Raw genomic sequence first — 24,301 nt, forward strand, 5'->3', positions numbered from 1 at the left:
AGTATGAAAGGAAATCCTCCTTCAAGCGAAGTAGAGATATACAAAAAACTGGTATAATCTTAAATAACAAGACCAATGCCGGAGTGAGAAACGTGACCAAAACGAGGATGGAAAAATTAAAAACGCTGAAAACAATTGCCGAAACCTTAAACCAAGGGCACGATGTCAAAGCAACACTGGATGAGGTATTAAAAGAATTGCTGAGTCTGACGAACCTTCAATCCGGCTGGATTTTTCTGATCGAAGAAGACGGGTCCTATACGTTAGCAGCCGACGCTTATCTGCCCCCGGCTTTAAGCAGTAAGGAAAAAGTGCTGATGTGCGAAGGGGAGTGCTACTGCCTGACAAAATTCAATAACGGAGGGCTTAGAAGGGCGGCTAATATAATGAACTGCAAGCGCATAGAATCAGCTAAGGAACTGCAATGTTTTGACACAGAAGGGATTACGCATCATGCAACTGTGCCCTTAGAAGGCGGGGACAGGAGATTCGGGTTGTTAAATGTAGCGGCAGCCGGAAAAACCATGTTTGATGAGGAAGAGCTGCATTTACTGGAATCTGTCGCCTTTCAGATCGGAACGGCGATTCAGCGTATAAAGCTTTCTGAATATAAACAAAAAAATGCTCTTTTAATGGAGCGCAACCGCCTCGCCCAGGAGCTTCACGATTCTGTCAATCAAATGCTGTTTTCCGTCAGTTTAACAGCCAGAGCGGCAAAGACACTGACAAAAGATGAGAATTTGCAGCAGATGATTGAATTCATTCAAAACCTATCACAGGACGCGCTCGCAGAAATGAAAGCGTTAATTTGGCAGCTTCGCCCCGGAGGATTGGAAAAAGGGCTGTCTGAAGCCATTAAAAGCTATGGCGCGCTGATTGGATTGAATGTCATTTTTACACAACAAGGCTGTCCTATTCTTACTGATGAGCAGGAGCATATGCTGTGGCGTGTTGTTCAGGAAGCTTTAAATAACTGTAAAAAGCACGCCGGAACTGATACGGTGTATGTCAGTCTGACTGCTTCTTCGTGCCATGCGGAGCTGTGTATCATCGACCATGGGGCAGGGTTTTGCTATGAAGCACATGAAGGTCTGCCTACACTCGGCATCAAGGGGATGAAAGAACGGGCGGAAAAAGCCGGCGCGGAGTTTTTGATTGAGTCAGAACTTGGAGCGGGGACAAATCTGTCCATTAGGCTTCCGCTTACCAATCGGAAAGGAAGGACAGTGCAATGAAGATTGTAATTGCGGATGACCACCATGTTGTCAGAAAGGGGCTTCGTTTTTTCTTTGCCACCCAGGGTGATATTGAAGTTGTTGGCGAGGCGGCAACCGGAGCAGAGGCTCTTCGTGTCATCGAAGAGACAAAACCTGATCTTGTGCTGATGGATCTGTCTATGCCTGAGATGGACGGCATTCAAGCGATAAAAAAAGCAGTAAAGCAATTTCCGGGGATCAATATCATTGTGCTGACCAGCTACTCCGATCAGGAGCACGTCATCCCCGCGCTTCAGGCAGGTGCGAAGGCGTATCAATTAAAGGATACGGAGCCCGAGGAATTGGTGAAAACACTAAGACAAGTGCATGCCGGCCAATACAAGCTTTCTTCAGCTATTATGCCCCATGTGCTGACACATATGAAAAATCAGCATGATCCGGAAAAAGAAAAATTTTATCAATTAACACGCAGGGAAAAGGACGTTCTAAACGAAATTGCGAACGGGAAAAGCAATAAAGAAATCGCGGCAGCTTTGTTTATATCAGAAAAAACAGTGAAAACCCATGTGTCAAATCTTTTAGCGAAGCTTGAAGTGGCCGATCGCACGCAAGCAGCGCTTTTCGCAGTGAAATATAACCTGAATGGAGAGATCACGAAATGAACATGTTAGTCATAAACGGTACGCCTAGAAAACATGGAAGAACGAGAATTGCCTCATCCTATATTTCAGCGTTGTATCATACGGACTTAATTGACCTAAGCGAGTTTATATTGCCGATTTTTAACGGTGAAGCGGAGCAATCCGAACTTTTGCAGGTACAGGAGCTTAGGCAGCGCGTCGCTAAAGCAGATGCAATTGTCTTATTATCTCCTGAATATCACAGCGGCATGAGCGGCGCTTTAAAGAATGCGCTTGATTTTCTAAGCAGCGAACAATTTAAATATAAGCCCGTGGCATTATTGGCAGTGGCGGGAGGCGGAAAAGGCGGCATCAACGCGCTAAACAATATGAGAACGGTGATGCGGGGTGTCTACGCCAATGTCATTCCGAAGCAGCTCGTGCTTGATCCGGTGGACATTGATATTGAAAATGCAACAGTGACGGAAAATATAAAGGCCAGCATAAAAGAGCTTGTCGAAGAACTCGGCCAGTTTGCAAAAGCAGGAAATCCCGGCGTCTGAACGCCGGGATTTGTTTATGTGAGCAAGGCTAATTGATCTTCATAAGTCAGCTCTGTGGCATGATCAATATAACGAAGAAGGGAGTACAGCATCTTTTCAAGAACCGCGTAATCCTGTTCAAAATGATACGCATGCAGAAAATGTTCGATTCGTTTTGATAACAAATCATCCTCTGTACGCACCATTAAAATTAATAAATTATCCCATTGAGAACGATGGGTGTAATACAGCGCTTTATCGTAATCGGCATAATCCATGAATCGCTTCTCCTTTCTTGTGTGAGAAGTTCATGATTAGTTTATGCCGCATCCCAGGTTATTGACGGGGCAAAACTTGGCGTCTGCGGCAGTACAGGGATAGTAATATGAGGGAGACATAAAATCAAAATGCCTGAATGAAGCCGTCGCTTTTGGAAAACCTATGAGAGAACATAATCTGGGTACAGGAGACTGAAAACATGAAATCTCTGCCGTATACCATTGCTCTTCTTTTTTGCGGATTAATCATCATGTCAATGGCTGCAAAAGGGCATTCAGCGGACACAGACGAGTCCGTTCAAAAGTGGGAACAGCTCGCCTGGAGCAAAATTCAGGATGAATATAAGGACGCTTCATTTTCTGATTACGATTACATGGGGCGGACCAAGGTGAATGATGAGCAGACGAAAGATGTTTTTCGGGTGACGGTCAAACAGAAAGCTGATACTTTTTCTGTTCGGGCCGAAGTCTATTTTCACCCGGTGACAAAGCATATGATCAGCATCAACGTCTTCAGGCTCTAATCAAAAAACTGTACAGCCGCTCAGGCCATACAGTTTTGTTTTTTAGAAATATCGTTTTGCACCAAGATAGCGCTGTTTCCAGTAAGAGTTGTTCATACTGGAAATGACGACTCCGGAATCGTTGGCATTAATGAATTCCCCGTTTCCAAGATAAATTCCGACGTGGGAAGGGCCTGCTTTATATGTTGTAAAGAAAACGAAGTCTCCGACAGCAGGCTGGCTGACTGATTTCATTGTGTTCCAATATCCGGCTGCCGTTAATCTAGATACGGATGTGACTTTGTTCAGTGCATAGTAAATGAATCCGCTGCAGTCAAACCCGGCCGGTGTTGTGCCCCCCCAGCGATATGGAACCCCAAGCTGCTCTTTAGCGGCGGCAATCATTGTGTTAATCTTCGCGCTTGTTGAGCTGGTGTTGCTTGAAGAACCGGATGAAGAAGATGAAGCTTTTCCGGTAATGACCAGCTTTTGGCCAATCTGCAAGACATCAGTTTTTAAATTGTTTTTCTCCCGAATCTGCTGAGCTGTCACATTAAACTTTTGTGCAATCACCCATAGGGAATCGCCGCTTTTCACCGTGTATGTAGTCGTCGTGCTTGAGCTGGCATTTGACGAAGAGGACGATGATGGTGAAGTGCCTGTAGATGCTTGATCTGTCAGCTTCAGCACTTGTCCGACGTACAGCATGTCTGATTTTAGATTGTTGCTGTTTCGGATTTGCTGTACAGTCAGATTATAGTTGTTTGCAATTTTCCAAAGTGAATCTCCGCTTTTTACAGTATAAGTCTTTGTTGCTGAAGTGTGGCTCGAATTGGATGAAGTGTCTTTGGATGACGTATTAGAGCCGCTTGATTTTGTTTTCAATATTTGATTTACATAAATGGTGTCCGATTTTAAGTTGTTCAAGACTTTCAATTCAGCGACGGACATATTGACTTTGTTTGCAATTTTCCAAAGCGAATCTCCAAGCTGCACCTTGTATGTTCCGGTAGAAGATGAAGAGCTTGAGCTCTTATTGGAACTGTTTTTTGTACTGGAACTAGCGCTGGAGCTTGAAGAAACCGTACCGGCTACCTTTAATTTCTGACCTGCACGAATCATGTCGCTGCTTAGTCCGTTTAATTTTTTCAGCTCCTGCACCGTCATTTTATATTCATTTGCAATCAGCCAAAGAGAATCTCCGCTTTTCACTGTGTAAACAGAACTTCCACTCTTCTTGGTTGTTGAGCTTGAAGTAGATGAGTTGCCTGTATTGCTTCCCGGTATCGTAAGCGTCTGGCCGATAGATAGAACGGTAGTCGAAAGATGGTTGGCGGATGTGATCGCCGCCACACTTGTGTTGTAGTTTTGGGCCAGTTTCCATAAAGAATCTCCACTTTTGACCTTAATTGTTGCTGCTTCAGCTGGTGTCACTGCTAAAGTTGTACTGACAATTGCAGATGCTGTCAGCCCTGCTGCTAATTTCTTTTTCATCTGAGCTCTCCTTTTTCCCCAATGATTTTGCTGTTTCTTTATTATATCGGCAAGTTCGCCCCATCGTTTTGCCTTTTTTGAAAAACAGCCATATTATCTCAGAAAAAAGGGGGAAAAAAGACATAAAAAAGAAGGAATCATATCTATTCCTTCATTCTTAAAAGCTTCATGATGTCTTCTTGGTTTTTGACAAGGTCACGCAGAGTGTAGTTGTCCAAAACAGCAAGATAGGCCATAAGCGCTTCGTTAAGCACATGTTTTAAGCCGCACACCGGGGAAATCACACAGAGATTCTTGTTTGCATCAAAACATTCCACAATATTAAAATCGTCTTCCGTTTTTCTGACAACCTCACCGATGTTGATGTCTTCAGGTTCCATGCCTAAGCGGATACCGCCGCCTCGTCCGCGTATTGTTTCTACGTAGCCAAGCTGGCCGAGCCTGTATATCACTTTCATGAGATGGTTTTTTGAGATAGCATACGTTTCGGCAATCTGTTTTATATTTGATAGTTCTTCGTGACGCTTTGAAGCCAGAAAAATCAACACTCTTAATGAGTAATCTGTATAATTTGTTAACTTCATAATAATAAGACCTCTTAATAAGACATTTTCTATATCTTATCATAATCAATTGAAAAATGAAAAAAAAGGAATTTCCCACAAAAAAACGCGCCTTTTTAGCATACTGACAAACGGTGACGCCACTGTTTTTGGAATTTAAAATAATAGAATGATATGAATTTATCTGGAGAATAGCGTGATGGCTTTTTCCCAGCAAAGCGCTTGTTGTCGATTTTTGTTATTCTGAGCCCTTTGTAAACAATTTGATTTTAGCAAGAGCCCATCCGTCTAAAAGACGAGTAAAGCAAATAAGTTTGGCAGCTTACTGAGGAAGAAAGCATGTCCGCTACATTAAATGGGTATCGCTCTGCCACAATCAGCAAACAGCTAAATCGAATTTCTTCTTGCCCAAGCGGGGTTATCATCTTTTGTCAGGCGGGCTCATACATTATAGATAAGTTCAAGTAGGGGGGATTCGGTTGAACGCGGATGAGAAGAAGGGATTACAGCGGGCAATTGAGGAAATTACCGAAATTGCAAAAGGATTCGGCCTTGATTTCTACCCAATGAGATATGAAATCTGCCCGGCTGAAATTATTTATACATTCGGCGCGTACGGGATGCCGACAAGATTCAGCCACTGGAGCTTTGGCAAGCAGTTTCACAAAATGAAGCTGCATTATGATCTTGGATTAAGCAAGATTTATGAGCTGGTCATTAATTCAGATCCATGCTACGCCTTTTTGCTTGACAGCAACTCACTGATCCAAAATAAATTGATTGTCGCTCACGTTCTGGCCCATTGTGATTTTTTCAAAAACAACTGCCGATTCCAAAACACGAAGCGCGACATGGTGGAAAGCATGGCAGCCACGGCGGAGCGGATTAAGCATTATGAACGCATTCATGGAATACAGGAGGTAGAGGCCTTTTTAGACGCAATTCTTTCAATCCAGGAGCATATCGATCCGTCTTTGGTGCGTCCGAAGCTCCAGTGGAGTGTGGATGATGAGGAAGAAGAGTGTGAGGAAATGGCTACGCCGTACGATGATCTATGGAATTTAGATGAGAAGAAACCGAGAAAACAATTTAAAAAATCAAAAAAACCTTTCCCGCCTCGGCCCGAAAAAGATATTCTGCTTTTTATTGAGGAGCATTCAAGGGAACTTGAGCCGTGGCAGCGTGATATTTTGACGATGATGAGAGAAGAAATGCTTTATTTCTGGCCTCAGCTGGAAACGAAGATTATGAATGAAGGATGGGCTTCATACTGGCATCAAAGAATTATCCGGGAGCTTGATTTAACCTCTGATGAAGCGATAGAGTTCGCCAAGCTGAATGCCGGGGTTGTCCAGCCGTCAAAAACGGGAATCAATCCTTATTATTTAGGGCTGAAAATATTTGAAGACATTGAGGATCGGTACAACAACCCGACGGAAGAAATGAAGAAAATGGGCGTCAAGCCGAACGCGGGCCGGGAAAAAATGTTTGAAGTCAGAGAGATTGAATCAGATATCTCATTCATCCGCAATTACTTAACAAAAGACTTAGTGATGCGCGAGGATCTTTATCTGTTTCAAAAGCAGGGCAGAGATTATAAAATCGTCGATAAAGAGTGGGAGGCTGTGCGCGACCAGCTCGTGAGCATGCGGGTAAACGGCGGGTTTCCATATTTGACAGTAAACGACGGCGATTACATGAAAAATAACGAGCTCTATATAAAGCATTGGTATGAAGGCATAGAACTGGACTTGAAATATTTGGAGAAGGTGCTTCCGTATTTATTTCAGCTATGGGGAAGAAGCGTACACATTGAATCTGTGCTTGAGGGGAAGGAAGTCATGTTTTCGTACGACGGAAAAGGTGTTCACCGCAGGTATTTATAAAAAAAAGAGGATGCAGCGTTCTGCATCCTCTTTATTTTCCTGTTTTTAAAATCTTAAATATGATGTTTGCCTGATCGGTATTGTTAATCAGTCCGCGGAACTTTTCTTTTCCGGGGCCATACGCGTATACTGGCACTTCTTCGCCGGTATGATCGGTACTCGTCCAGCCGCTGTTAGATCGTGTGTTAAAAATCTTGATGATGGCTTTGTAGGCGCCTTTGCTTTCGTCAGCCTGTGCAGCGGCTTCAACACTTTTGATTTCTTCTGATGTAAATTTCAGATTTGTATAGCGGGAGAGCACATCTTTGACCGGTTTGCCCTCACTGATTTTTTTGGCCATAAATTCGGGCGTTTTTTTCGCGGAGAGAATCGGCTCCGCGTGCCAATTCTTTTTGCCGTTTGCGCCAATGGCAAAGCCGCCGGTTGTATGGTCAGCAGTTGCAATGACAAGTGTATGTTTATCTTTTTTCGCAAAATCAATCGCGGCTTTATAGGCCTGTTCAAAATCTTTAACCTCGCTCATGGCTCCTACTGTGTCATTGTCATGGGCCGCCCAGTCAATTTGGCTGCCTTCAACCATCAAGAAAAATCCTTTTTTATTTTGGTTCAGGCGGTCAATTGCTGAAACCGTCATGTCTTTGAGAGATGGTGTTTTGCTGTCACGGTCGAGCGCTTTTGCAAGCCCTTCGTCTGCAAAAAGCCCAAGCACCTGCTGATCTTTATTTTTCTTCAGTTCTTGTTTTGTTGTTACATAGCTGTAGCCTGCTTGTTTGAATTCCTTCGTCAAATTTCTGTCTTTGCGGTTAAAATACGATTTTCCGCCGCCAAGCAGAACGTCTATTTTTTGTTTACCTTTTATTTTGTCATCCATATAGCTGTTGGCGATTTGATCCATGTTTTTCCGTGATTCATTGTGGGCGCCATATGCGGCTGGAGTGGCGTGGTTAATTTCAGACGTTGCGACAAGCCCTGTTGACTTGCCTTGCTGTTTGGCCTCTTCAAGTACAGATTTTACTCTTTTCCCGTTTTTATCGACGCCAATTGCATTGTTGTATGTCTTAACGCCCGTCGCTAATGCTGTTCCGGCAGCTGCTGAATCTGTAATATTATAGTCAGGGTCATCCGGGTGCGTCATCATCATCCCCGTCAGGTTCCGATCAAACTCAGTTAACTTCGGGTTATTCGGTGTTTCGCCGTTATTTTTCAGGGAACGGTAGGCGTTTATGTAAGGAGTTCCCATTCCGTCTCCGATCATCACAATGACATTTCTGATCTCGGCTTTGTCTTGTTTTTTGGCGCTTGCCGTTTCAGTTTGCTGCAGCTCGGCTCCGGCAAAGATCCCAGCTGTAAGGACAGAAACAGCGGCAATTGGCAAAAGTTTTGACTTCATGGTTTGAAACAAATTCATTTTTGCATGCCTCCTTTAAAGTATTCTGCTTATCATGTTAGGGAAATTTTGTTAAATGCGGCTGTTGATCGTGTAAACATTAAGTAAAGCATTGTAAGGAAATGAAAAACGTCGTTTCGTTATTTTGCCTTAGTTGGTTCAAAGCATTCATTTTTCAGAAAGATCTTTACCTGATTTGTCCTTGCATGATATGTTTGTTTAAATAAAAAAACTGCGGATAACCGCAGCTTTCCTCGTATATTCTTTATCACACAATTCTGCAATAAGTGAGTTGACCCCGAAAGTTTTTCATTTGCTTCCTTTTTATTGAAAAACCTCCCACGAAACATGACAAAAGCACTCATTTTTTGTCACCTTTGAAACGAAAATGAAATATTTTATACCCTTAAAAACTTTTTTTAAGAACGAATAATTAAGTAATTTGTCGTATGAAGTCAAGACTATTTATATTGGGAATCTATCCTTATAATAGAAAACAATAAGATTAATTTAAAAAAGAGATACATATATAGATATAAAATTTTGGGAGGAAGAATATGAAAAAGCAAATCATTACAGCTACGACAGCAGTTGTTTTAGGATCAACATTATTTGCAGGAGCGGCATCTGCACAAAGCATCAAGGTGAAAAAAGGCGACACTTTATGGGATCTTTCGAGAAAATATGACACTACGATCAGTAAAATAAAATCAGAGAACAACCTTCGTTCAGACATTATTTATGTAGGGCAGACTTTATCAATTAACGGCAAATCTACAAGTTCAAATAGCAGCAGTTCTTCATCCTCTTCTACATACACAGTAAAGAGCGGGGACAGCCTTTGGAAAATTTCGAAAAAATACGGCATGACGGTCAGTGAACTGAAAAAACTGAATGGCTTAAAGTCAGACTTGCTTCGTATCGGACAAGTGCTGAAACTGAAAGGTTCAGCAAGTTCAAGCAGCTCAAGCTCATCAAGCGTATCAACATCATCAAGTTCAACTTATAAAGTGAAGCGCGGGGACAGTCTGTCTAAAATCGCAAAGCAATACGGCACGACCGTTAGCAAATTAAAAAGCTTAAACGGCTTAAAATCAGATGTAATCTATGTCAACCAAGTGTTGAAAGTAAAAGGAACAAGCACAAGCACAAGCTCAAAACCTGCTTCTTCCAGCTCTTCAGCATCTTCAAGCAGCAAACCATCATCTACCACATCACTTAATGTGAACAAGCTGGTTTCTGATGCCAAAGCGTTAATCGGAACGCCATACAAATGGGGCGGAACGACAACTTCCGGCTTTGACTGCAGCGGATTCATCTGGTACGTACTGAATAAGCAAACAAACGTGGGCAGAACAAGCACTGCGGGATACTGGAGTTCTATGAAGAGCATTTCCAGCCCGTCTGTCGGAGATTTTGTTTTCTTCACAACTTATAAATCCGGCCCTTCCCACATGGGAATTTATGTCGGAAACAACAGTTTCGTACATGCAGGTTCTGACGGCGTACAAATCAGCAGCCTGGACAACAGCTACTGGAAGCCTCGCTACCTCGGTGCGAAAAGATTCTAATTTTCTAATTTTCAAGGAAACCCGTTCATTGGAACGGGTTTTTTTCATTAGACGGAGCAGATCCGTTTAGGTTGCTCCTAAAAATGAAAATGTGATAAAAAATCCAAAAATTTTTTTTCTTTCTTATTTTCATAAAGGGCGATTGCGTAAGCGCCGGCATAGGGCAGCTGTACAGATTGATAAGGGATTCTGATCATCTGTTTTTCTGCCAATTCGCGCTTTACTGTAGATAAGGGCAGAAATGAAACTCCGAGTCCTTCCTTGATAAACCGTTTCGTTATATGTGTTTGTGTGACTTTCATTGTTCTTACAAATGGAAATGCCACTCTGACTTGACGGAGCAAGTCGTCCCAGTAATCAGGGTGATTGTGGGTCAAAAGCAGGTACTGCTCGAGCACCTCTTTGGCATCAATTTCTTTGTCATCTAAAAACCGCTGATCGGGCGGAGCAACAAGGACAACAGGGTCTTTATATAAGCAGTGGCAGGTTAAAGAGGAAGACTGTACTTTTAAACAGCTCAGACCGATATCTGCTTCCCCGGCTTTAATCAGTGACGCAATTTCTGCCGATTCGAAAATTGTAACTGCCATTTCTGTTTCCGTATTTATCGCTGTGTACCGCTTCATGACAGAAGGGAGCACAGTATCTGCGATTAGCGGAGAGACCGCGAGCTGTAAGGTTTGAGAGTAGCCTTGTCTCACTCTATGAAGCTCTGCCATGCTGTTTTCGTAATCATCAAGTAGCCGGAGCGCGTACGGCAAATAAGCCCTGCCTTCATCAGTCAGTTGAATCTGCCTGCCTTTTCGCTCGAACAGCTTGCAGCTGATTTCTTTTTCTAATTGCTTGATATGCACAGTCACAGTGGGTTGAGATAAAAAAAGCGTTTCCGCTGTTTTTCGGAAGTTTTCATATTTCGCAGCGGTCACAAAAGTGTGAAGCCATTTGAAATCCATTTCTATTCTCCCTCTGATTAATATTTTTAATTAATTTGCTTTAAAATATTCATTATTTTTTAAATATTATATTTACTATAATAACAGAAAAGGATAGGGGGAATACAAATGGTACATTACGGATTAAAGGGAATTACATGTGTGGAAACATCTATCAGCCATATTGATGGCGAAAAAGGCCGTCTGATTTACAGAGGCCATCATGCAAAAGACATTGCTTTGAATTACAGCTTTGAGGAAGCCGCTTATTTGATTTTATTTGGTAAGCTGCCATCAACTGAAGAATTGCAGACATTTGAAAATAAGCTGGCTGCGGAGCGGCATCTGCCCAAATACATCGAGCGCTTGATTCAGTCATTGCCAAACAACATGGACGACATGTCGGTACTGAGAACGGTTGTTTCAGCTTTGGGAGAAAATGCGTACACATTCCATCCAAAAACAGAAGAAGCGCTTCGGCTGATTGCAATCACGCCTTCCATCATTGCGTACAGAAAACAATGGACGCGCGGTGAACAGGCAATTGCGCCATCTTCCCAGTACGGACATGTCGAAAACTACTATTATATGCTCACAGGTGAACAGCCTTCAGAGGCAAAAAAGAAAGCGCTTGAAACTTATATGATTCTGGCCATGGAGCACGGCATGAACGCATCCACTTTTTCGGCACGGGTCACATTATCGACAGAGAGTGATATAGTGTCTGCTGTCACTGCTGCTCTTGGCACGATGAAAGGCCCGCTGCACGGAGGCGCTCCTTCTGCGGTGACAAAAATGCTTGAAGACATTGGAGAAAAAGAAAATGCTGAAGCATATCTGTCAGAAAAACTCGAAAAAGGAGAGCGCCTGATGGGATTTGGCCATAGGGTGTACAAGACGAAGGACCCGCGGGCCGAAGCTTTGCGACAGAAAGCAGAAGAGGTGGCTGGCAATGACCGCGATCTTGATCTTGCGCTGCATGTAGAAGCAGAAGCGATTCGGTTGCTTGAAATCTACAAACCGGGACGCAAGCTTTATACAAATGTTGAATTTTATGCGGCGGCTGTCATGAAGGCGATCGATTTTGACGATGAATTGTTTACACCGACCTTTTCAGCAAGCAGAATGGTAGGGTGGTGCGCCCATGTGTTGGAGCAGGCTGAAAACAACATGATTTTCCGTCCATCAGCAAAATATACAGGCTTCATTCCTGAAGAAGTTCTTTCATAACCTATTTTGTCGTTTATTCGCTTCTATGGCGTGGTAACGTTCAGTATCAACCACATGTGTAGGAGTGATGAATATGAACCCAATGGACAGACAAACAGAAGGACAAGCCCCGCAGCATCAGAACAGACAGCCGGGCATTGAGTCTGAAATGAATCCTCGTCCTCTGTCAGAGGACGAGGATTATCAAGGAAGCGGAAGGCTGAAAGGAAAAGTCGCCATCATTACCGGGGGCGACAGCGGAATAGGGAGAGCAGTTGCTATTGCGTTTGCTAAAGAAGGGGCTGATGTCTCCATTCTTTACTTAGATGAGCACTCGGACGCAGAGGAAACGCGTAAACGGATCGAAAAGGAAAATGTCCGTTGCCTGCTTATTCCGGGAGATGTGGGTGACGAAAACCATTGTGAACAAGCTGTGCAGCAAACCGTAGACCATTTTGGCAAACTTGATATTTTGGTGAACAATGCCGCTGAACAGCACCCGCAGGACAGTATTCTCAATATTTCAACAGACCAGCTGGAAAAAACATTTCGTTCAAACATTTTTTCCATGTTTCATATGACGAAGAAAGCGTTGCCTCACTTGAAAGAGGGGAGTGCTATTATTAATACGACATCGATTACCGCTTACGAAGGGGACACGGCATTAATTGATTACTCCAGCACGAAAGGTGCGATTGTCTCCTTTACGCGATCTATGGCGATGTCGCTTGCGGATAAAGGCATCAGAGTAAATGCGGTGGCGCCCGGCCCGATTTGGACACCGCTCATTCCGGCGACATTCCCTGAGGAAAAAGTGAAACAGCACGGTTTGGATACACCAATGGGAAGACCGGGACAGCCGGTTGAGCATGCAGGTGCCTATGTCCTGCTGGCGTCTGACGAATCTTCCTATATGACAGGTCAAACCATTCATGTGAATGGCGGACGTTTTATTTCAACATAATTAACGAAAAACCAGCCGAGGGCTGGTTTTTTTGATAAAAAATCTAAAAGTAAAAAACTCGTCGATTTTTCTAACAACTTTGTTTTCAATTTTTGATTTTATATATACTATTGAATAGGAGAAAGGGATGAATCGCCACCGGTACAAATAGAGTAGAAAAAAAGAAAAATGACCATTGTCGCACATGAATTCAGAAAATTCAAATAAAATAGATGAGGAATAGATAATGAGTCTAGGAGTTGAAGGGGAATGAAAGGGAGCGTATTTAGGAAGAAAAGCATTCAGGATTTACTTGCTGCGACGAGCGGTGAAAAATCTTTAAAAAGAGAATTAGGGGCTTTCGATTTAACATTGCTTGGAATTGGAGCCATTATTGGCACAGGGATTTTTGTGCTGACAGGTACAGGTGCAGTCACGGCAGGTCCCGGGCTGACCATTTCATTTGTTGTGGCGGCGCTGGCTTGTTTATTCGCCGCGCTGTCTTACGCAGAATTTGCTTCAAGTGTGCCTGTTTCAGGCTCGGTGTATACATTCACTTATGCGACATTGGGAGAGCTTATGGCCTTTATTATCGGGTGGGATTTAATTTTGGAATACATGCTGGCGGTAAGTGCAGTATCAGTCGGCTGGTCTGGTTATTTCCAATCGTTTTTATCAGGGCTCGGCATTCATCTACCGGTTGCTTTAACCGCGGCACCGGGAGCGGTGGAAGGCACCTTTACCATTTTTAATCTGCCTGCATTCGTGATTGTCATGGCGATAACGTTTTTGCTTTATTTAGGCATTAAAGAATCCAAAAGAGTCAACAACATCATGGTGATCTTGAAAGTGCTGGTCGTTCTGCTGTTTATCGCGGTGGCAGCCGTTTACGTGAAGCGGCATAATTGGCAGCCGTTTATGCCGATGGGCGTTGGCGGCGTATTCAGTGCAGCGGCGCTCGTATTCTTTGCATTTATTGGGTTTGACGCTGTATCCTCTGCAGCAGAAGAGACGAAAAATCCTGCGAAGGATCTGCCTAAAGGCATTCTATTCTCTTTATTGGTTTGCACCACTTTATATGTCACCGTATCAGCGGTTATGACAGGGGTAATCCCATTTGCTGAGTTTGCGGGTGTGGCTCATCCGGTTTCTCTTGTTCTTCAAAGCGCCGGGCAAAACTGGGTCGCAGGCATTATTGATATTGGCGCTGTTTTGGGAATGACAACAGTTATGCTCGTAATGCTTTATGGACAGACACGCGTCATGTTTTCCATGTCACGTGACGGACTGGTGCCCGGCTCCCTTTCTAAGGTGCATCCAAAGCACAAAACACCTTATGTGGCCACTTGGTTTTTCGGAACGATGTCGGCGCTTCTCGGCTCACTTGTTCCGCTGGATGAACTTGCAAAGCTGGTAAACATCGGGACGCTGTCAGCGTTTGTGTTGATCTCTGTGGCAGTTATCGTTTTGAGAAAGAAACAGCCGGATCTTCCGAGAGCCTTTAAATGCCCGGGAGTTCCAGTGATTCCAGGCCTGGCGATTCTGTTCTGCCTGTTCCTCATTTTAAATCTTGGATGGGTGACGATTGTCCGCTTCCTTGTGTGGCTGTTAATCGGTTTGGCAATCTATTTTCTGTATTCAAGAAAGCATTCAAAATTAAATCAATAATCTTTTCAAAAAGAGAGCGGTGATTCAGGCCGCTCTCTTTTATATTCTTGATCTTGATATATAGAAATGAAGATAAAAATAAGAGATAATATAGGCTGGAAAGGAAGTGACGTTTATTGTCTGAGCAAAAACAAGTCCAGTGGGCTTCGAAAATCGGTTTCGTCATGGCAGCCGCCGGCTCGGCCATCGGCTTGGGCGCGATTTGGAAGTTTCCTTATGTAGCGGGGACCAATGGAGGAGGAGCCTTTTTTCTTATCTTTGTGTTATTTACCATCCTCTTAGGCTATCCGCTTTTAGTGGGGGAGTTTATTTTTGGAAGACGGAACCAGACGAATGCCATTGATGCATATAAAAAAGAAGCGCCGCGAACAGCTTGGTTTCTTACAGGGTGGGTCGGCGTAGCCGCATGTTTCTTAGTACTGTCGTTTTACAGTGTAATCGGAGGATGGATTTTGCTGTATATCGTGAAAACAGCATCAGGTTCACTGGCCGGACTTTCTGAAGAGCAGTATGGCACCCTTTTTTCTTCTATTATCCAAAACCCGGTGCAGACACTCGCGGCTCAGTTCGTATTTATGGTGCTGACTGTCTTAGTAGTCGCCAGAGGGGTTCAAAAAGGGATTGAACGGGTCAGCGCGGTGATCATGCCGGTTTTGTTTATATTGTTTATTCTTCTCGTTCTTCGGTCTCTCACACTTAATGGTGCGATGGAAGGTGTGAAATTTTTGCTTGTGCCTCATTTCGGCGAGCTGACTCCTGAATCCATATTATTTGCGCTGGGACAGGCCTTTTTTACGTTGACACTGGGTGTTTCGGTGATGGTGACTTACAGCTCTTACTTGCCGAAAACACAAAATGTCCCTCGTTCGGCAGTCTCAATTGTCGTGATGAATATTATTGTGACACTCTTGGCTGGATTGGCTATTTTTCCGGCGGTTTTCTCATTCGGCTTTCAGCCAAACGAGGGCCCGACACTGCTGTTTACAGTGCTTCCGGCCGTATTTGAACAGCTTCCGTTCGGCACGCTGTTTTTTATCGGCTTTCTCGTTGCGTTTTTATTTGCAGCCTTAACCTCAGCGTTTTCGATGGTTGAAATTATTGTCGCCACAATTGGAAAAGGAAATGAAAAGAAGAGAAAAAAACTGTCATGGACGAGCGGGCTTTTCATCTTTTTGGTCGGAATCCCTTGCTGCTTGTCTTATGGGATACTGAGCGATGTGCACATATTTGGTAAAACGTTTTTTGATATTGCCGATTTTACCGTCAGCAATGTTTTAATGCCATTAGGCGCTCTGTTAATTTCTCTTTTTATCCCGCTCAAAATTTCGAAGCGCGAGCTCTGGGAAGAAATGAGAAATGGATCACATGCAGGTAAAGCATTCTTTTACACATGGTTTTATTTGCTGCGGTTTATCGTGCCATTAGCTATTATTATTGTATTCTTAAATTTAATCGGGATTTTATGATTTTAAAAAACAGGCTCCGCTTCCGGGGCCTGTTTTTTTATTTAATAAGATGATATAAACGGTGCCCATGCCGTTTTCAGTTTTTCGATACCGAGCCTGATGTCCTCTTCTGACAAACTGCCATAGCCGATTAAGACAGAAACAAATGGCGGCTGTCCTTTATAGGAGGGGGATACGGGATAGATGGTTACGCCGTTGTCGGCGGCAGCTTTGATCGCTTCTTCTTCACTTGCTGGAAACAAAATCCGCAGCAGGACGTGAAGCCCGGAGTTTTTACCGAGAATCTCAACGCTATTTCCCAGTTCAGAGCGTATGGCATCTAACAGGACAGCGTGTTTTTTTCGGTATAAGGCTCTCATTCTATTTACGTGCTTTTGCCACTCTCCGCTTTCGATGAAGTCTGCCAGTGCCATTTGCGAGTGGAAAGAGACCGTTTGCTTCATTAACTGAGCGTTCTTTCTGACCGCTTCAATGAGTGCAGGGGGTAAAATCATGTAGCTAAGCCGCAAGGAAGGCAACAGTGACTTTGAAAAAGTGCCAAGATATATGACTCTGCCATTTGGATCAAGACCCTGCAAAGAGGGAATAGGATGGCCGCTGTAACGAAATTCTCCATCGTAATCATCCTCTATAATGAACGAGTTTGATTCTTTCGCCCATGCCAGCAGCTCCTGTCTGCGGGTTATTGTCATGATGGTCCCGAGCGGAAACTGATGCGAAGGAGTCGTATACACGAGATACGGATTCTGGCGTTCAAGCTCACCCAACAGGACGCCTTCTTCATCAGAACAAATCGGAATGACATTCATGTGGTTTGCTTCAAACATCCTTCTTGAACGGTGAAAGCCCGGTTCTTCAAAGCCGATTTTTGTTCCTGGCTCAAGCGTAAGGCAGAGAATTTGCAGAAGGACGGTTGTTCCTGCGCCGATGATGATCTGGCTGGGCTCACAATTGACACCTCGTGACATTCTGACGAAATGGGAAATCATGTGCCTGAGTTCAGGTTCTCCTTGTGGATCTCCAGAGGTGTGGAACGATCCAGGATAGCACTCCAGACTTTTTGCCGTACTTTTTCTCCAGGCGTTAAAGGGGAAGTGGATATGATCAACATTGCCCTGATGAAAGTCAATAGAAGGTGCGTTTTTCTCATGTAAGACCTGCTGCATAGACTGGTAGAAATGGATAGGAGCCGCCGGGAAGTCCGCTTCTACTCCCGCCGCGAACCAGCCGATTTTTGGCTTGCTTTTGACATAGCCTTCAGCAGTTAATTGCTCGTAAGCACGTTCGATTGTTGCCGTACTGACACCGAGCAAGCCGGAGAGGCTGCGTTTTGACGGAAGTTTTGTTCCCTTCGTGATTCGCGCATGTGAAATTTCTTGTTTGAAAAAGGTATAAAGTTGCTCATACAACGGTGTTTTGCTTTTTTTATCAAGAAACGGCGTGATATCCATCTCATATCTCCTTTGTATCTGGCATGGTTATTTTTTCTAATATTGGCTATTTGGCAAATGCCATTTATTCGCTATGATCATTGTAACGAAAGGAAAGGGGATTGAGAAGATGATTTATATGAAACAACTAACCACAAAAGAAGAATGGGCCGAGTCGTATCCGGTAATGAGTGAATTGAGAACAGAACTGGATGAAGAGACGTATTTACACAGGCTTGAAGCCTGTGTACAGAAAGAATCGTATATGCTGTTTGCCTTATATGAGGATACAGCAATCAGAGCGCTGTGCGGCGCGCTGCCGAGAGTATCCATTCATAAAGGGGAGCACTTATGGATTGCGGATCTTGTGACAACCGCGCCTTGCCGATCAAAGGGATACGGCAAAATGCTTTTAGATTATACGGCAGACTGGGCGAGGAAAGCCGGATTTGGCTTTATCAGTCTTTCATCTGGGCTTCAGCGTAAGGACGCACACCGATTTTATACAGACAAAATGGGTTTTTCTATAGAAAGCTACCTGTTTCGAAAGCAGGTGTAATTAAAAAAGACGCCTGAAGAGGCGTCTTGTCTTTTTTTAAAAGCCAAACTGTAAATTGGTATCTACAGATACAATGGTATACACACAAATGATTACAAAGAGATTCAGGATGACGCCGAGCAGGCCGGGGCCTGTGCGTCCTCTCTTGATAAAGAGTTCAATAACGCCAAACGGAACGGCAGCCATGGCGAACGGAAGCATTTGATAGGAATAAAATGTGACATTGCTGATAATCGCCAAATTGAGCAGGAGCAGGGACAGAACCGCTGTTCCGACAGAGATCCAGCCGAATACATTGTGTTCTTTGAAAATTCTTACCAGTTCCATAATTCCACCTCACCGACATTCGCTGATTTTACAGATTTGTTTTTCAGCATGCGCTGGATTTCCTTGGTTGGTCCTGTAACGACCGAACCGTATACATTGACACCGTTTTTTTCGACATAATCCAATCGGTTATTCACATTCAAGTCTTTTCGTTTTGAAATGACCTGCGCCCACTTTTCGTGCTTGGACATGAATTTCAAGGCATTGATAAACTGATCGCCATTTGACTTGCCTTTTGTATTAAGTGCAGCCAAGAACTTTGAATCCTTCCCGGGATAGCCAAGAGGTTCTGTGTACACTGTCTCATTTGTATTTCTCTCTGTTTCAATTGCATTCCACAAAAAGCTCACATCATAGCCTTTGAACTTGTTATACACTTCTTTTGTCGGGTATGCACGGTCATATGAAAGATAGACCTCGGAAACCGTTCCTTCAGGTAATGTCTTTAACGTTTTTTCTGCTTTAGCGGTTGTTTGTTCCGACGCATTTGATGGGTGTGTAAAGTAAAGGCCGGTTTTATTCACTTCTAAGTTATAGTAGTTAACGGCCGGCGCTTTCACTTTATCATAAAACATTTCAACCCGTTCATTCCCTACGGCAGCTGTCTTCGTGCCGATCTGCTTTTGCAGCGGGAATTCTGTATTCATGCCAAACAGCTTCACTTGGCTTTTCAGTCCTGATGTATCGACAAGAACATTCGGCATGGTCAGGGCTACAGTGACTGCGGCCGTTTCCATAAACTCATTGCCGGTGCTGTGTTTTCCTCCCATTCCATAATAGAGGTAGCTTCCCAGCGTACAAAGCGGCAAAATCATCAATGTCGAAATGACGGCAAGTACAGAAATTCGCAAATAAGACTTGCGTTTGCCGTAAGCTAAAATCGCTTTTTGTTTTTCAGGACTGATGCTGACATCCCAATCGTTATCGTCCTCCAGCTCGCTGTCAATCAGTTCCTGATACACCTCTAGCTTCTCAAGTTCTTCCTCAAAAGCGGTCATTTCCTGATCGCTCATTTCCCCATTTTTATATTGATCAAAACGCTTTTTAAATTCTTCATTCATCATTAACACCTCTATTATAAAGTGCTTTCAGCCGCTGTCTGGCGCGAAATAAAACACTTTTAAAATTCGCCTCTGAAATATTCATAATATGGGATGCTTCTTTGTAATTTAACTCTTTTAAATAATATAGCGTTAAGGCCTCCCGATAATTATCGGGGAGCTCGGACATATAACCAGTCAGCACTTCCTTTATCTCTACCTGATGGGCAGGGCTCTGAACAGCATTCTGAAAGAGGCTTCCGATCAAGTCATCAGAAATGGTTACTTCTTTCTTATGCTTTCTGACGTAATCAATGAAGGCGTTTCGCGCTACTTGAAAAAGCCAGGGCTTTACTTTGCTGTGATCATAGGAGTGAATGTGTATGTATGCCCGCATAAAGGTTTCCTGCAGCAAGTCTTCGGCAAGATGCTTGTCTTTAGTCATGGAGAGCAGGAACCTGTAAACATCATTCATGTACATTTGGTAAATTTCATCGATCGTCACTGCCTTTTCTCCCCTCTATCTTATACACGCATAAGAAAGGTTTAAAGTTGCACATTACGTGCAAACGGCTTTTTTTATCAAACACCATTCCTATATAGTAACTAAAAATACACGCAAAAGATAGTACCGAGAAATGTTTAACATTTTTGCCAGCGGGGAAAAATAGTGAAAAAGTGAAGGAGTGGCAAAATGGAATATACCAGTATTGCAGATACAGGAATCAAAGCCTCCAGAATCGGCCTCGGTACATGGGCGATTGGCGGAACGATGTGGGGAGGCACTGACGAAAAAACATCCATCAAAACAATCCGCGCCGCTCTTGATCAGGGGATCACATTGATTGACACTGCGCCGGCTTATGGCTTCGGGCAGTCCGAGGAAATCGTCGGCAAGGCGATTAAAGAGCTCGGCAAAAGAGATCAGGTGATTCTCGCCACGAAAACGGCTCTGGACTGGAAGAACAACCAGCTGTTCCGCCACGCGAACAGAGCGAGAATTATAGAGGAAGTTGAGGCTTCTTTGAAACGGCTTCAAACGGATTATATTGATCTTTATCAGGTGCATTGGCCTGATCCGCTTGTGCCGATTGAAGAAACGGCGGAAGTCATGAAGGAATTATATAATGCGGGGAAAATCCGGGCGATTGGCGTCAGCAATTTTTCAGTTGAGCAAATGGATACATTTCGCGCCGCTGCACCGCTTCATTCAATACAGCCTCCATATAATCTGTTTGAAAGAGACATCGAAGAGAATATTCTTCCGTATGCAAAGGACAAACAGATCACAACGTTATTATACGGCAGTTTATGCAGAGGGCTGTTAACAGGAAAAATGACCGAAGAGTATCCATTTGAAGGCGACGATTTGAGAAATCACGATCCAAAATTCCAGAAGCCCCGCTTTAAAGAGTACCTTTCCGCTGTCAAACAATTGGATAAGCTGGCGAAGACACGTTATGGAAAATCAGTGATTCACTTGGCCGTCAGATGGATCTTAGATCAGCCGGGAGCGGATATCGCTCTTTGGGGAGCAAGAAAGCCTGGGCAGGTTGAGGCGGTATCAGAAATAACTGATTGGACGCTGAGCAGTGAAGATCATAAAGACATTAATACCATTTTAAAAAATACGATATCAGACCCGGTCGGGCCGGAGTTTATGGCACCGCCGACAAGGGAGGAAATATAACAAAAGCTGAGGGTGAATCCTCAGCTTTTTAGCGTTTTAACCGGAGAAATCATAAAAATTAGTACCAGGTAATAAAAAATGTTGTTATAATAAGTAACAGTAAGAATCATTGATTACGACAAAGGAAGTGCGATATGTATAAGTTTTGTGCAAATGCTTTAAAAGTTATTCTTTCTCTTCGCGGAGGAGTGAAGGTGTATAACAAAGAAAACCTTCCGGCCGATTCAGGTTTTGTCATCGCGTGTACACACTCCGGCTGGGTTGATGTGATCACACTCGGAGTCGGGATTCTTCCTTATCAAATACACTACATGGCGAAAAAAGAGCTTTTTCAAAATAAATGGATCGGTTCATTTCTGCAGAAAATTCATGCCTTTCCGGTAGATCGGGAAAATCCCGGGCCTAGCAGTATTAAAACACCGATTAAGCTGCTGAAAGAAGGAGAGATCGTCGGTATCTTTCCAAGCGGAACAAGAACCTCTGAGGACGTGCCTTTGAAAAGAGGTGCGGTGACGATTGCGCAAATGGGGAAAGCGCCGCTTGTTCCTGCTGCTTATAAAGGGCCATCAAGCGGAAAGGAATTGTTTAAAAAAGGGAAAATGAAGCTTATTATCGGTGAGCCTCTTCAGCAGGCTGATTTTGCACACCTGCCGTCAAAGGAAAGACTTGCAGCTATGACAGAGGCTTTGAATAAAAGTATTAAAGAACTCGAAAAGAAGCTTGAGCAGCTATAAACCATCAGTGCTTCTTCTCACTAATTTCCCGATTGTTTATAAGTTCCTAAGCAATTAGCTATACTAATTGAGGAATGACTGTTGGGAAAGGTTACGGAAAATGAAAAAAATCATCGTAGTAGGAGCTGGAATTCTGGGAGCGTCAACTGCATATCAGTTAGCCAAAATGGGGGCTGAGGTTCTTGTGATAGATCGGAAAGATAAGGGACAGGCCACCCATGCGGCGAAAGGCATTATTTGTCCATGGCTGTCACCGAGGCAAAATCAGGCGTGGTACAGAATGGCAAAGGCAGGAGCACACTTTTACCCGAGTTTCATAGAAGAGCTTAGAAAAACAGGCGTGAAAGAAACGGGTTATGCTCCTGTTGGTGCTCTTAGTATTCATCACGAGAAAGAAAAGATCGAGAAAATTGAAAAACGGGTGCAGGAACGTAAACAAGGTGCCCCGGAAATCGGTGAGATTTCCTTTCTCTCTGAAATAAAAACTGCTGGCATGTTTCCGCTGCTGGCTAAACGGTACCATTCCATTCATATAAGCGGAGCTACCCGAGTGGATGGGGAAGTGCTGAGAGATGCATTGGTGCGTTCTGCTCAAAGGATGGGCGCCGTTTTTTTAACAGGCGATGCCAAGCTTCACTATCATTCGAAACGAGTGACAGGAGTAACCGTGAATAATGAATGTTATGCTGCTGATGAGGTGATTGTTTGTGCAGGTGTATGGGCAGGCCAATTGCTGGAACCTTTAGGCATTCGCTTCAAAGTAAGCGCGCAAAAAGCGCAAATCGTATATGTACAGGTTCCGGCCGCAAAAGATATGGACAGCTGGCCGGCTGTAATGCCGCCTTCTAAGGAATATCTGTTAGCTTATGCTGATAAGAGAATAGCCATTGGAGCGACTCGTGAAGATGACATAGATGGACATGATGTACGGATAACGGCAGGCGGGTTGCAGGAATTGTTGAACAAAGGTTTAGAAATGGCCCCTGGTTTAGCAAACAGCACCTTTCAAGAGGCAAGAGTCGGTTTACGCCCCTTTACACCAGGTGATGTGCCGGTGATCGGACCTCTTCCCGGCTGGGACGGGATTATAGCAGCAAATGGCCTAGGATCGTCAGGTTTGACAATGGGGCCCTATATGGGGCTGCAGCTGGCAAAGCTGGCTCTCAAAATGGATGTAGACATCAATTTAGAAGAGTATGATATAAAAAAAGCAGCAGACGTTCATTGAACATCGGCTGCTTTTTGTTTTATATTTTGGATAATGAAAGCTGATCTTCTGGCAGTGCTTTGAGTGAGCCGTCATTGTTTAATACAGAACGCCATGTATAACGCGGTTCATAACCAAGGATCTTTTTCGCTTTATCGATTGCCATCAGCGTTTCATATCCTTTTATATCTCTTTTTAAAGAGACATCCGGGAAAAACCGCTTAACTAAATCTTCACTCGGTTCTTTCATGATGGTGTCCGGCGCAGTAATATGGAAGACATCGTTCCCGAGATTATTTTTTTCGACTGCAAGGAGGCAAGCGTGTGCCGCATCTCTTACATCGCAATACGCCCATGCATTTTTCTTTTGTATCTCTTTTTGCTGTTCGTTCCAGTGCATGCCAGGGATTTTTTCGTATTCATCAGGCTCATAAATATTCGCAAAACGGAGTGTGACGATTTGTGTTTTGGTAAGCTTTGAATACATATCTGAGAGAATTTCAGTCAGCCGTTTTGCCATGGCATACGAAGATTTTACGATCGTCGGGTGCTCCTCGTCTACAGGAAGGTAGCTGAGCTCTTTCGGGTCAAACGGATATCCCAGCACTGTTTCACTTGAAGCCCATACCAGCTTAGGGATTTTAAAATCTTTACAGGCTTCCAGGACATTAAAATTGACGAGCATATTATTTTCAAATATCGCTTGGGAGGTATTCCTGACGTCGGTCGGGATATTCCCGAGGTGGACTACAGCATCACAGCCCATAATAAGCTGGCATACCTGGCCATAATCCCGCAAATCAGCTTGAATAAATTTTTTCGATGCTGATTCTTCTCTTAATAACCGATCTGACGCTGTCACATCGTGGCCGGCCTCCAATATTGTTCTTACGGCCCAACGTCCTATTTTGCCTGCTGCCCCAGTTACCACTACTTTCATGTTTTCACTCCTTTTTCTTGTCTTAAATGAGATCGAACCCCATAATTAGGCTTCCCGAGGATTAGCGTTTTATTAGCAACAGTTTTCATAGGAGC

At 43.8% G+C, this 24,301-nt stretch carries 24 protein-coding genes and 1 pseudogene; 14 read left to right on the plus strand and 11 right to left on the minus strand.

What is annotated here, in order from left to right:
• Nucleotides 1-92: 92 nt before the first annotated feature.
• From Q3W56_RS14095 to Q3W56_RS14105, 3 genes are read left to right on the plus strand one after another with little or no spacing between them, the layout of a single operon-like run.
• Nucleotides 93-1,235 carry a GAF domain-containing sensor histidine kinase gene (locus tag Q3W56_RS14095; RefSeq protein WP_302895922.1) on the plus strand — a complete coding sequence of 381 codons (1,143 nt, stop codon included), beginning with the start codon at nucleotides 93-95 and terminating at the stop codon, nucleotides 1,233-1,235.
• Nucleotides 1,232-1,879: a response regulator gene (locus Q3W56_RS14100; RefSeq protein WP_019713773.1), complete on the plus strand. Its 648-nt coding sequence runs from the start codon at nucleotides 1,232-1,234 to the stop codon at nucleotides 1,877-1,879. Before Q3W56_RS14095 ends, Q3W56_RS14100 begins: the two co-directional genes overlap by 4 nt.
• A complete protein-coding gene (locus Q3W56_RS14105) occupies nucleotides 1,876-2,400 on the plus strand; it encodes an NADPH-dependent FMN reductase (RefSeq protein ID WP_302895923.1) in 525 nt (174 codons plus the stop codon). Before Q3W56_RS14100 ends, Q3W56_RS14105 begins: the two co-directional genes overlap by 4 nt.
• A gap of 14 nt (nucleotides 2,401-2,414) precedes the next feature.
• Here the strand turns inward: Q3W56_RS14105 and Q3W56_RS14110 are convergent, their stop codons facing one another.
• Entirely contained in the window at nucleotides 2,415-2,657 is a 243-nt protein-coding gene (locus Q3W56_RS14110) for a YhdB family protein (RefSeq protein WP_003224139.1), read from the minus strand.
• Between the two features lie 200 nt (nucleotides 2,658-2,857).
• On the opposite strand from Q3W56_RS14110, the gene Q3W56_RS14115 reads away from it, so the two are divergent.
• Nucleotides 2,858-3,181, plus strand: coding sequence for a YqzG/YhdC family protein (locus tag Q3W56_RS14115; protein WP_302895924.1), 324 nt, complete (start codon nucleotides 2,858-2,860; stop codon nucleotides 3,179-3,181).
• 42 nt (nucleotides 3,182-3,223) lie between these two features.
• On the opposite strand, the gene lytF is transcribed toward Q3W56_RS14115, so the two are convergent.
• The 3 genes and pseudogenes from lytF to Q3W56_RS21195 form a co-directional block, all read right to left on the minus strand.
• On the minus strand, nucleotides 3,224-4,654 hold the full coding sequence (lytF, locus tag Q3W56_RS14120; protein WP_302895925.1) for a peptidoglycan endopeptidase LytF: 1,431 nt from the start codon (nucleotides 4,652-4,654) through the stop codon (nucleotides 3,224-3,226).
• A gap of 143 nt (nucleotides 4,655-4,797) precedes the next feature.
• Nucleotides 4,798-5,238, minus strand: coding sequence for a nitric oxide-sensing transcriptional repressor NsrR (gene nsrR, locus Q3W56_RS14125; protein ID WP_019713777.1), 441 nt, complete (start codon nucleotides 5,236-5,238; stop codon nucleotides 4,798-4,800).
• A 96-nt stretch (nucleotides 5,239-5,334) separates the two neighbouring features.
• Nucleotides 5,335-5,538, minus strand: a pseudogene (locus Q3W56_RS21195) (mechanosensitive ion channel); the annotation flags it as partial.
• A gap of 158 nt (nucleotides 5,539-5,696) precedes the next feature.
• Between Q3W56_RS21195 and spoVR the strand changes: the two are divergent.
• Nucleotides 5,697-7,103, plus strand: a complete 1,407-nt coding sequence (spoVR, locus tag Q3W56_RS14130) for a stage V sporulation protein SpoVR (protein ID WP_302895926.1) — start codon at nucleotides 5,697-5,699, stop codon at nucleotides 7,101-7,103.
• 31 nt (nucleotides 7,104-7,134) lie between these two features.
• Here spoVR and phoA read toward each other — a convergent pair whose 3' ends face one another.
• A complete protein-coding gene (phoA, locus tag Q3W56_RS14135) occupies nucleotides 7,135-8,511 on the minus strand; it encodes an alkaline phosphatase PhoA (RefSeq protein WP_302895927.1) in 1,377 nt (458 codons plus the stop codon).
• A 536-nt stretch (nucleotides 8,512-9,047) separates the two neighbouring features.
• On the opposite strand from phoA, the gene lytE reads away from it, so the two are divergent.
• Complete coding sequence (gene lytE / locus Q3W56_RS14140; RefSeq protein WP_302895928.1) at nucleotides 9,048-10,061, plus strand: peptidoglycan endopeptidase LytE; 1,014 nt, start codon at nucleotides 9,048-9,050, stop codon at nucleotides 10,059-10,061.
• Between the two features lie 77 nt (nucleotides 10,062-10,138).
• Here lytE and citR read toward each other — a convergent pair whose 3' ends face one another.
• Entirely contained in the window at nucleotides 10,139-11,014 is an 876-nt protein-coding gene (gene citR, locus Q3W56_RS14145; protein WP_019713781.1) for a transcriptional regulator CitR, read from the minus strand.
• A gap of 108 nt (nucleotides 11,015-11,122) precedes the next feature.
• On the opposite strand from citR, the gene citA reads away from it, so the two are divergent.
• The 4 genes from citA to Q3W56_RS14165 all read left to right on the plus strand — a co-directional run bounded on the left by citA (nucleotide 11,123) and on the right by Q3W56_RS14165 (nucleotide 16,279).
• Entirely contained in the window at nucleotides 11,123-12,223 is a 1,101-nt protein-coding gene (gene citA / locus Q3W56_RS14150) for a citrate synthase CitA (RefSeq protein ID WP_302895929.1), read from the plus strand.
• A gap of 73 nt (nucleotides 12,224-12,296) precedes the next feature.
• Nucleotides 12,297-13,166 carry an SDR family oxidoreductase gene (locus Q3W56_RS14155; RefSeq protein WP_302895930.1) on the plus strand — a complete coding sequence of 290 codons (870 nt, stop codon included), beginning with the start codon at nucleotides 12,297-12,299 and terminating at the stop codon, nucleotides 13,164-13,166.
• 249 nt (nucleotides 13,167-13,415) lie between these two features.
• Nucleotides 13,416-14,813 carry a branched-chain amino acid transporter BcaP gene (gene bcaP / locus Q3W56_RS14160; RefSeq protein WP_302895931.1) on the plus strand — a complete coding sequence of 466 codons (1,398 nt, stop codon included), beginning with the start codon at nucleotides 13,416-13,418 and terminating at the stop codon, nucleotides 14,811-14,813.
• Between the two features lie 116 nt (nucleotides 14,814-14,929).
• Entirely contained in the window at nucleotides 14,930-16,279 is a 1,350-nt protein-coding gene (locus Q3W56_RS14165) for a sodium-dependent transporter (protein WP_302895932.1), read from the plus strand.
• Between the two features lie 41 nt (nucleotides 16,280-16,320).
• On the opposite strand, the gene pdxR is transcribed toward Q3W56_RS14165, so the two are convergent.
• Entirely contained in the window at nucleotides 16,321-17,730 is a 1,410-nt protein-coding gene (gene pdxR, locus Q3W56_RS14170) for a MocR-like pyridoxine biosynthesis transcription factor PdxR (RefSeq protein WP_019713786.1), read from the minus strand.
• Between the two features lie 109 nt (nucleotides 17,731-17,839).
• On the opposite strand from pdxR, the gene Q3W56_RS14175 reads away from it, so the two are divergent.
• Nucleotides 17,840-18,268: a GNAT family N-acetyltransferase gene (locus tag Q3W56_RS14175; RefSeq protein ID WP_019713787.1), complete on the plus strand. Its 429-nt coding sequence runs from the start codon at nucleotides 17,840-17,842 to the stop codon at nucleotides 18,266-18,268.
• Nucleotides 18,269-18,304: 36 nt separating this feature from the next.
• Here Q3W56_RS14175 and Q3W56_RS14180 read toward each other — a convergent pair whose 3' ends face one another.
• The 3 genes from Q3W56_RS14180 to sigM are packed head-to-tail and all read right to left on the minus strand — an operon-like array spanning nucleotide 18,305 to nucleotide 20,140.
• Nucleotides 18,305-18,595, minus strand: coding sequence for an anti-sigma-M factor (locus Q3W56_RS14180; protein WP_003224169.1), 291 nt, complete (start codon nucleotides 18,593-18,595; stop codon nucleotides 18,305-18,307).
• Nucleotides 18,583-19,659 carry an anti-sigma factor gene (locus Q3W56_RS14185; protein WP_302895933.1) on the minus strand — a complete coding sequence of 359 codons (1,077 nt, stop codon included), beginning with the start codon at nucleotides 19,657-19,659 and terminating at the stop codon, nucleotides 18,583-18,585. Before Q3W56_RS14185 ends, Q3W56_RS14180 begins: the two co-directional genes overlap by 13 nt.
• Nucleotides 19,649-20,140: an RNA polymerase sigma factor SigM gene (gene sigM / locus Q3W56_RS14190; RefSeq protein ID WP_003224177.1), complete on the minus strand. Its 492-nt coding sequence runs from the start codon at nucleotides 20,138-20,140 to the stop codon at nucleotides 19,649-19,651. The genes Q3W56_RS14185 and sigM overlap by 11 nt, the downstream gene beginning before the upstream one ends.
• A 189-nt stretch (nucleotides 20,141-20,329) precedes the next feature.
• On the opposite strand from sigM, the gene Q3W56_RS14195 reads away from it, so the two are divergent.
• From Q3W56_RS14195 to Q3W56_RS14205, 3 genes are all read left to right on the plus strand, one after another.
• Nucleotides 20,330-21,325 (plus strand): aldo/keto reductase, encoded by a 996-nt coding sequence (locus tag Q3W56_RS14195; protein WP_302895934.1) that lies wholly within the window; start codon nucleotides 20,330-20,332, stop codon nucleotides 21,323-21,325.
• A gap of 134 nt (nucleotides 21,326-21,459) precedes the next feature.
• Complete coding sequence (locus Q3W56_RS14200; RefSeq protein WP_268400281.1) at nucleotides 21,460-22,059, plus strand: 1-acylglycerol-3-phosphate O-acyltransferase; 600 nt, start codon at nucleotides 21,460-21,462, stop codon at nucleotides 22,057-22,059.
• Between the two features lie 100 nt (nucleotides 22,060-22,159).
• Nucleotides 22,160-23,287 carry an NAD(P)/FAD-dependent oxidoreductase gene (locus tag Q3W56_RS14205; protein WP_302895935.1) on the plus strand — a complete coding sequence of 376 codons (1,128 nt, stop codon included), beginning with the start codon at nucleotides 22,160-22,162 and terminating at the stop codon, nucleotides 23,285-23,287.
• Between the two features lie 19 nt (nucleotides 23,288-23,306).
• On the opposite strand, the gene Q3W56_RS14210 is transcribed toward Q3W56_RS14205, so the two are convergent.
• Nucleotides 23,307-24,206, minus strand: a complete 900-nt coding sequence (locus Q3W56_RS14210) for an NAD-dependent epimerase/dehydratase family protein (RefSeq protein WP_302895936.1) — start codon at nucleotides 24,204-24,206, stop codon at nucleotides 23,307-23,309.
• Between the last annotated feature and the right edge of the window lie 95 nt (nucleotides 24,207-24,301).

It is taken from the genome of Bacillus sp. C28GYM-DRY-1 (genome assembly GCF_030519405.1).
Classification (GTDB): Bacteria; Bacillota; Bacilli; order Bacillales; family Bacillaceae; genus Bacillus; species Bacillus spizizenii_A.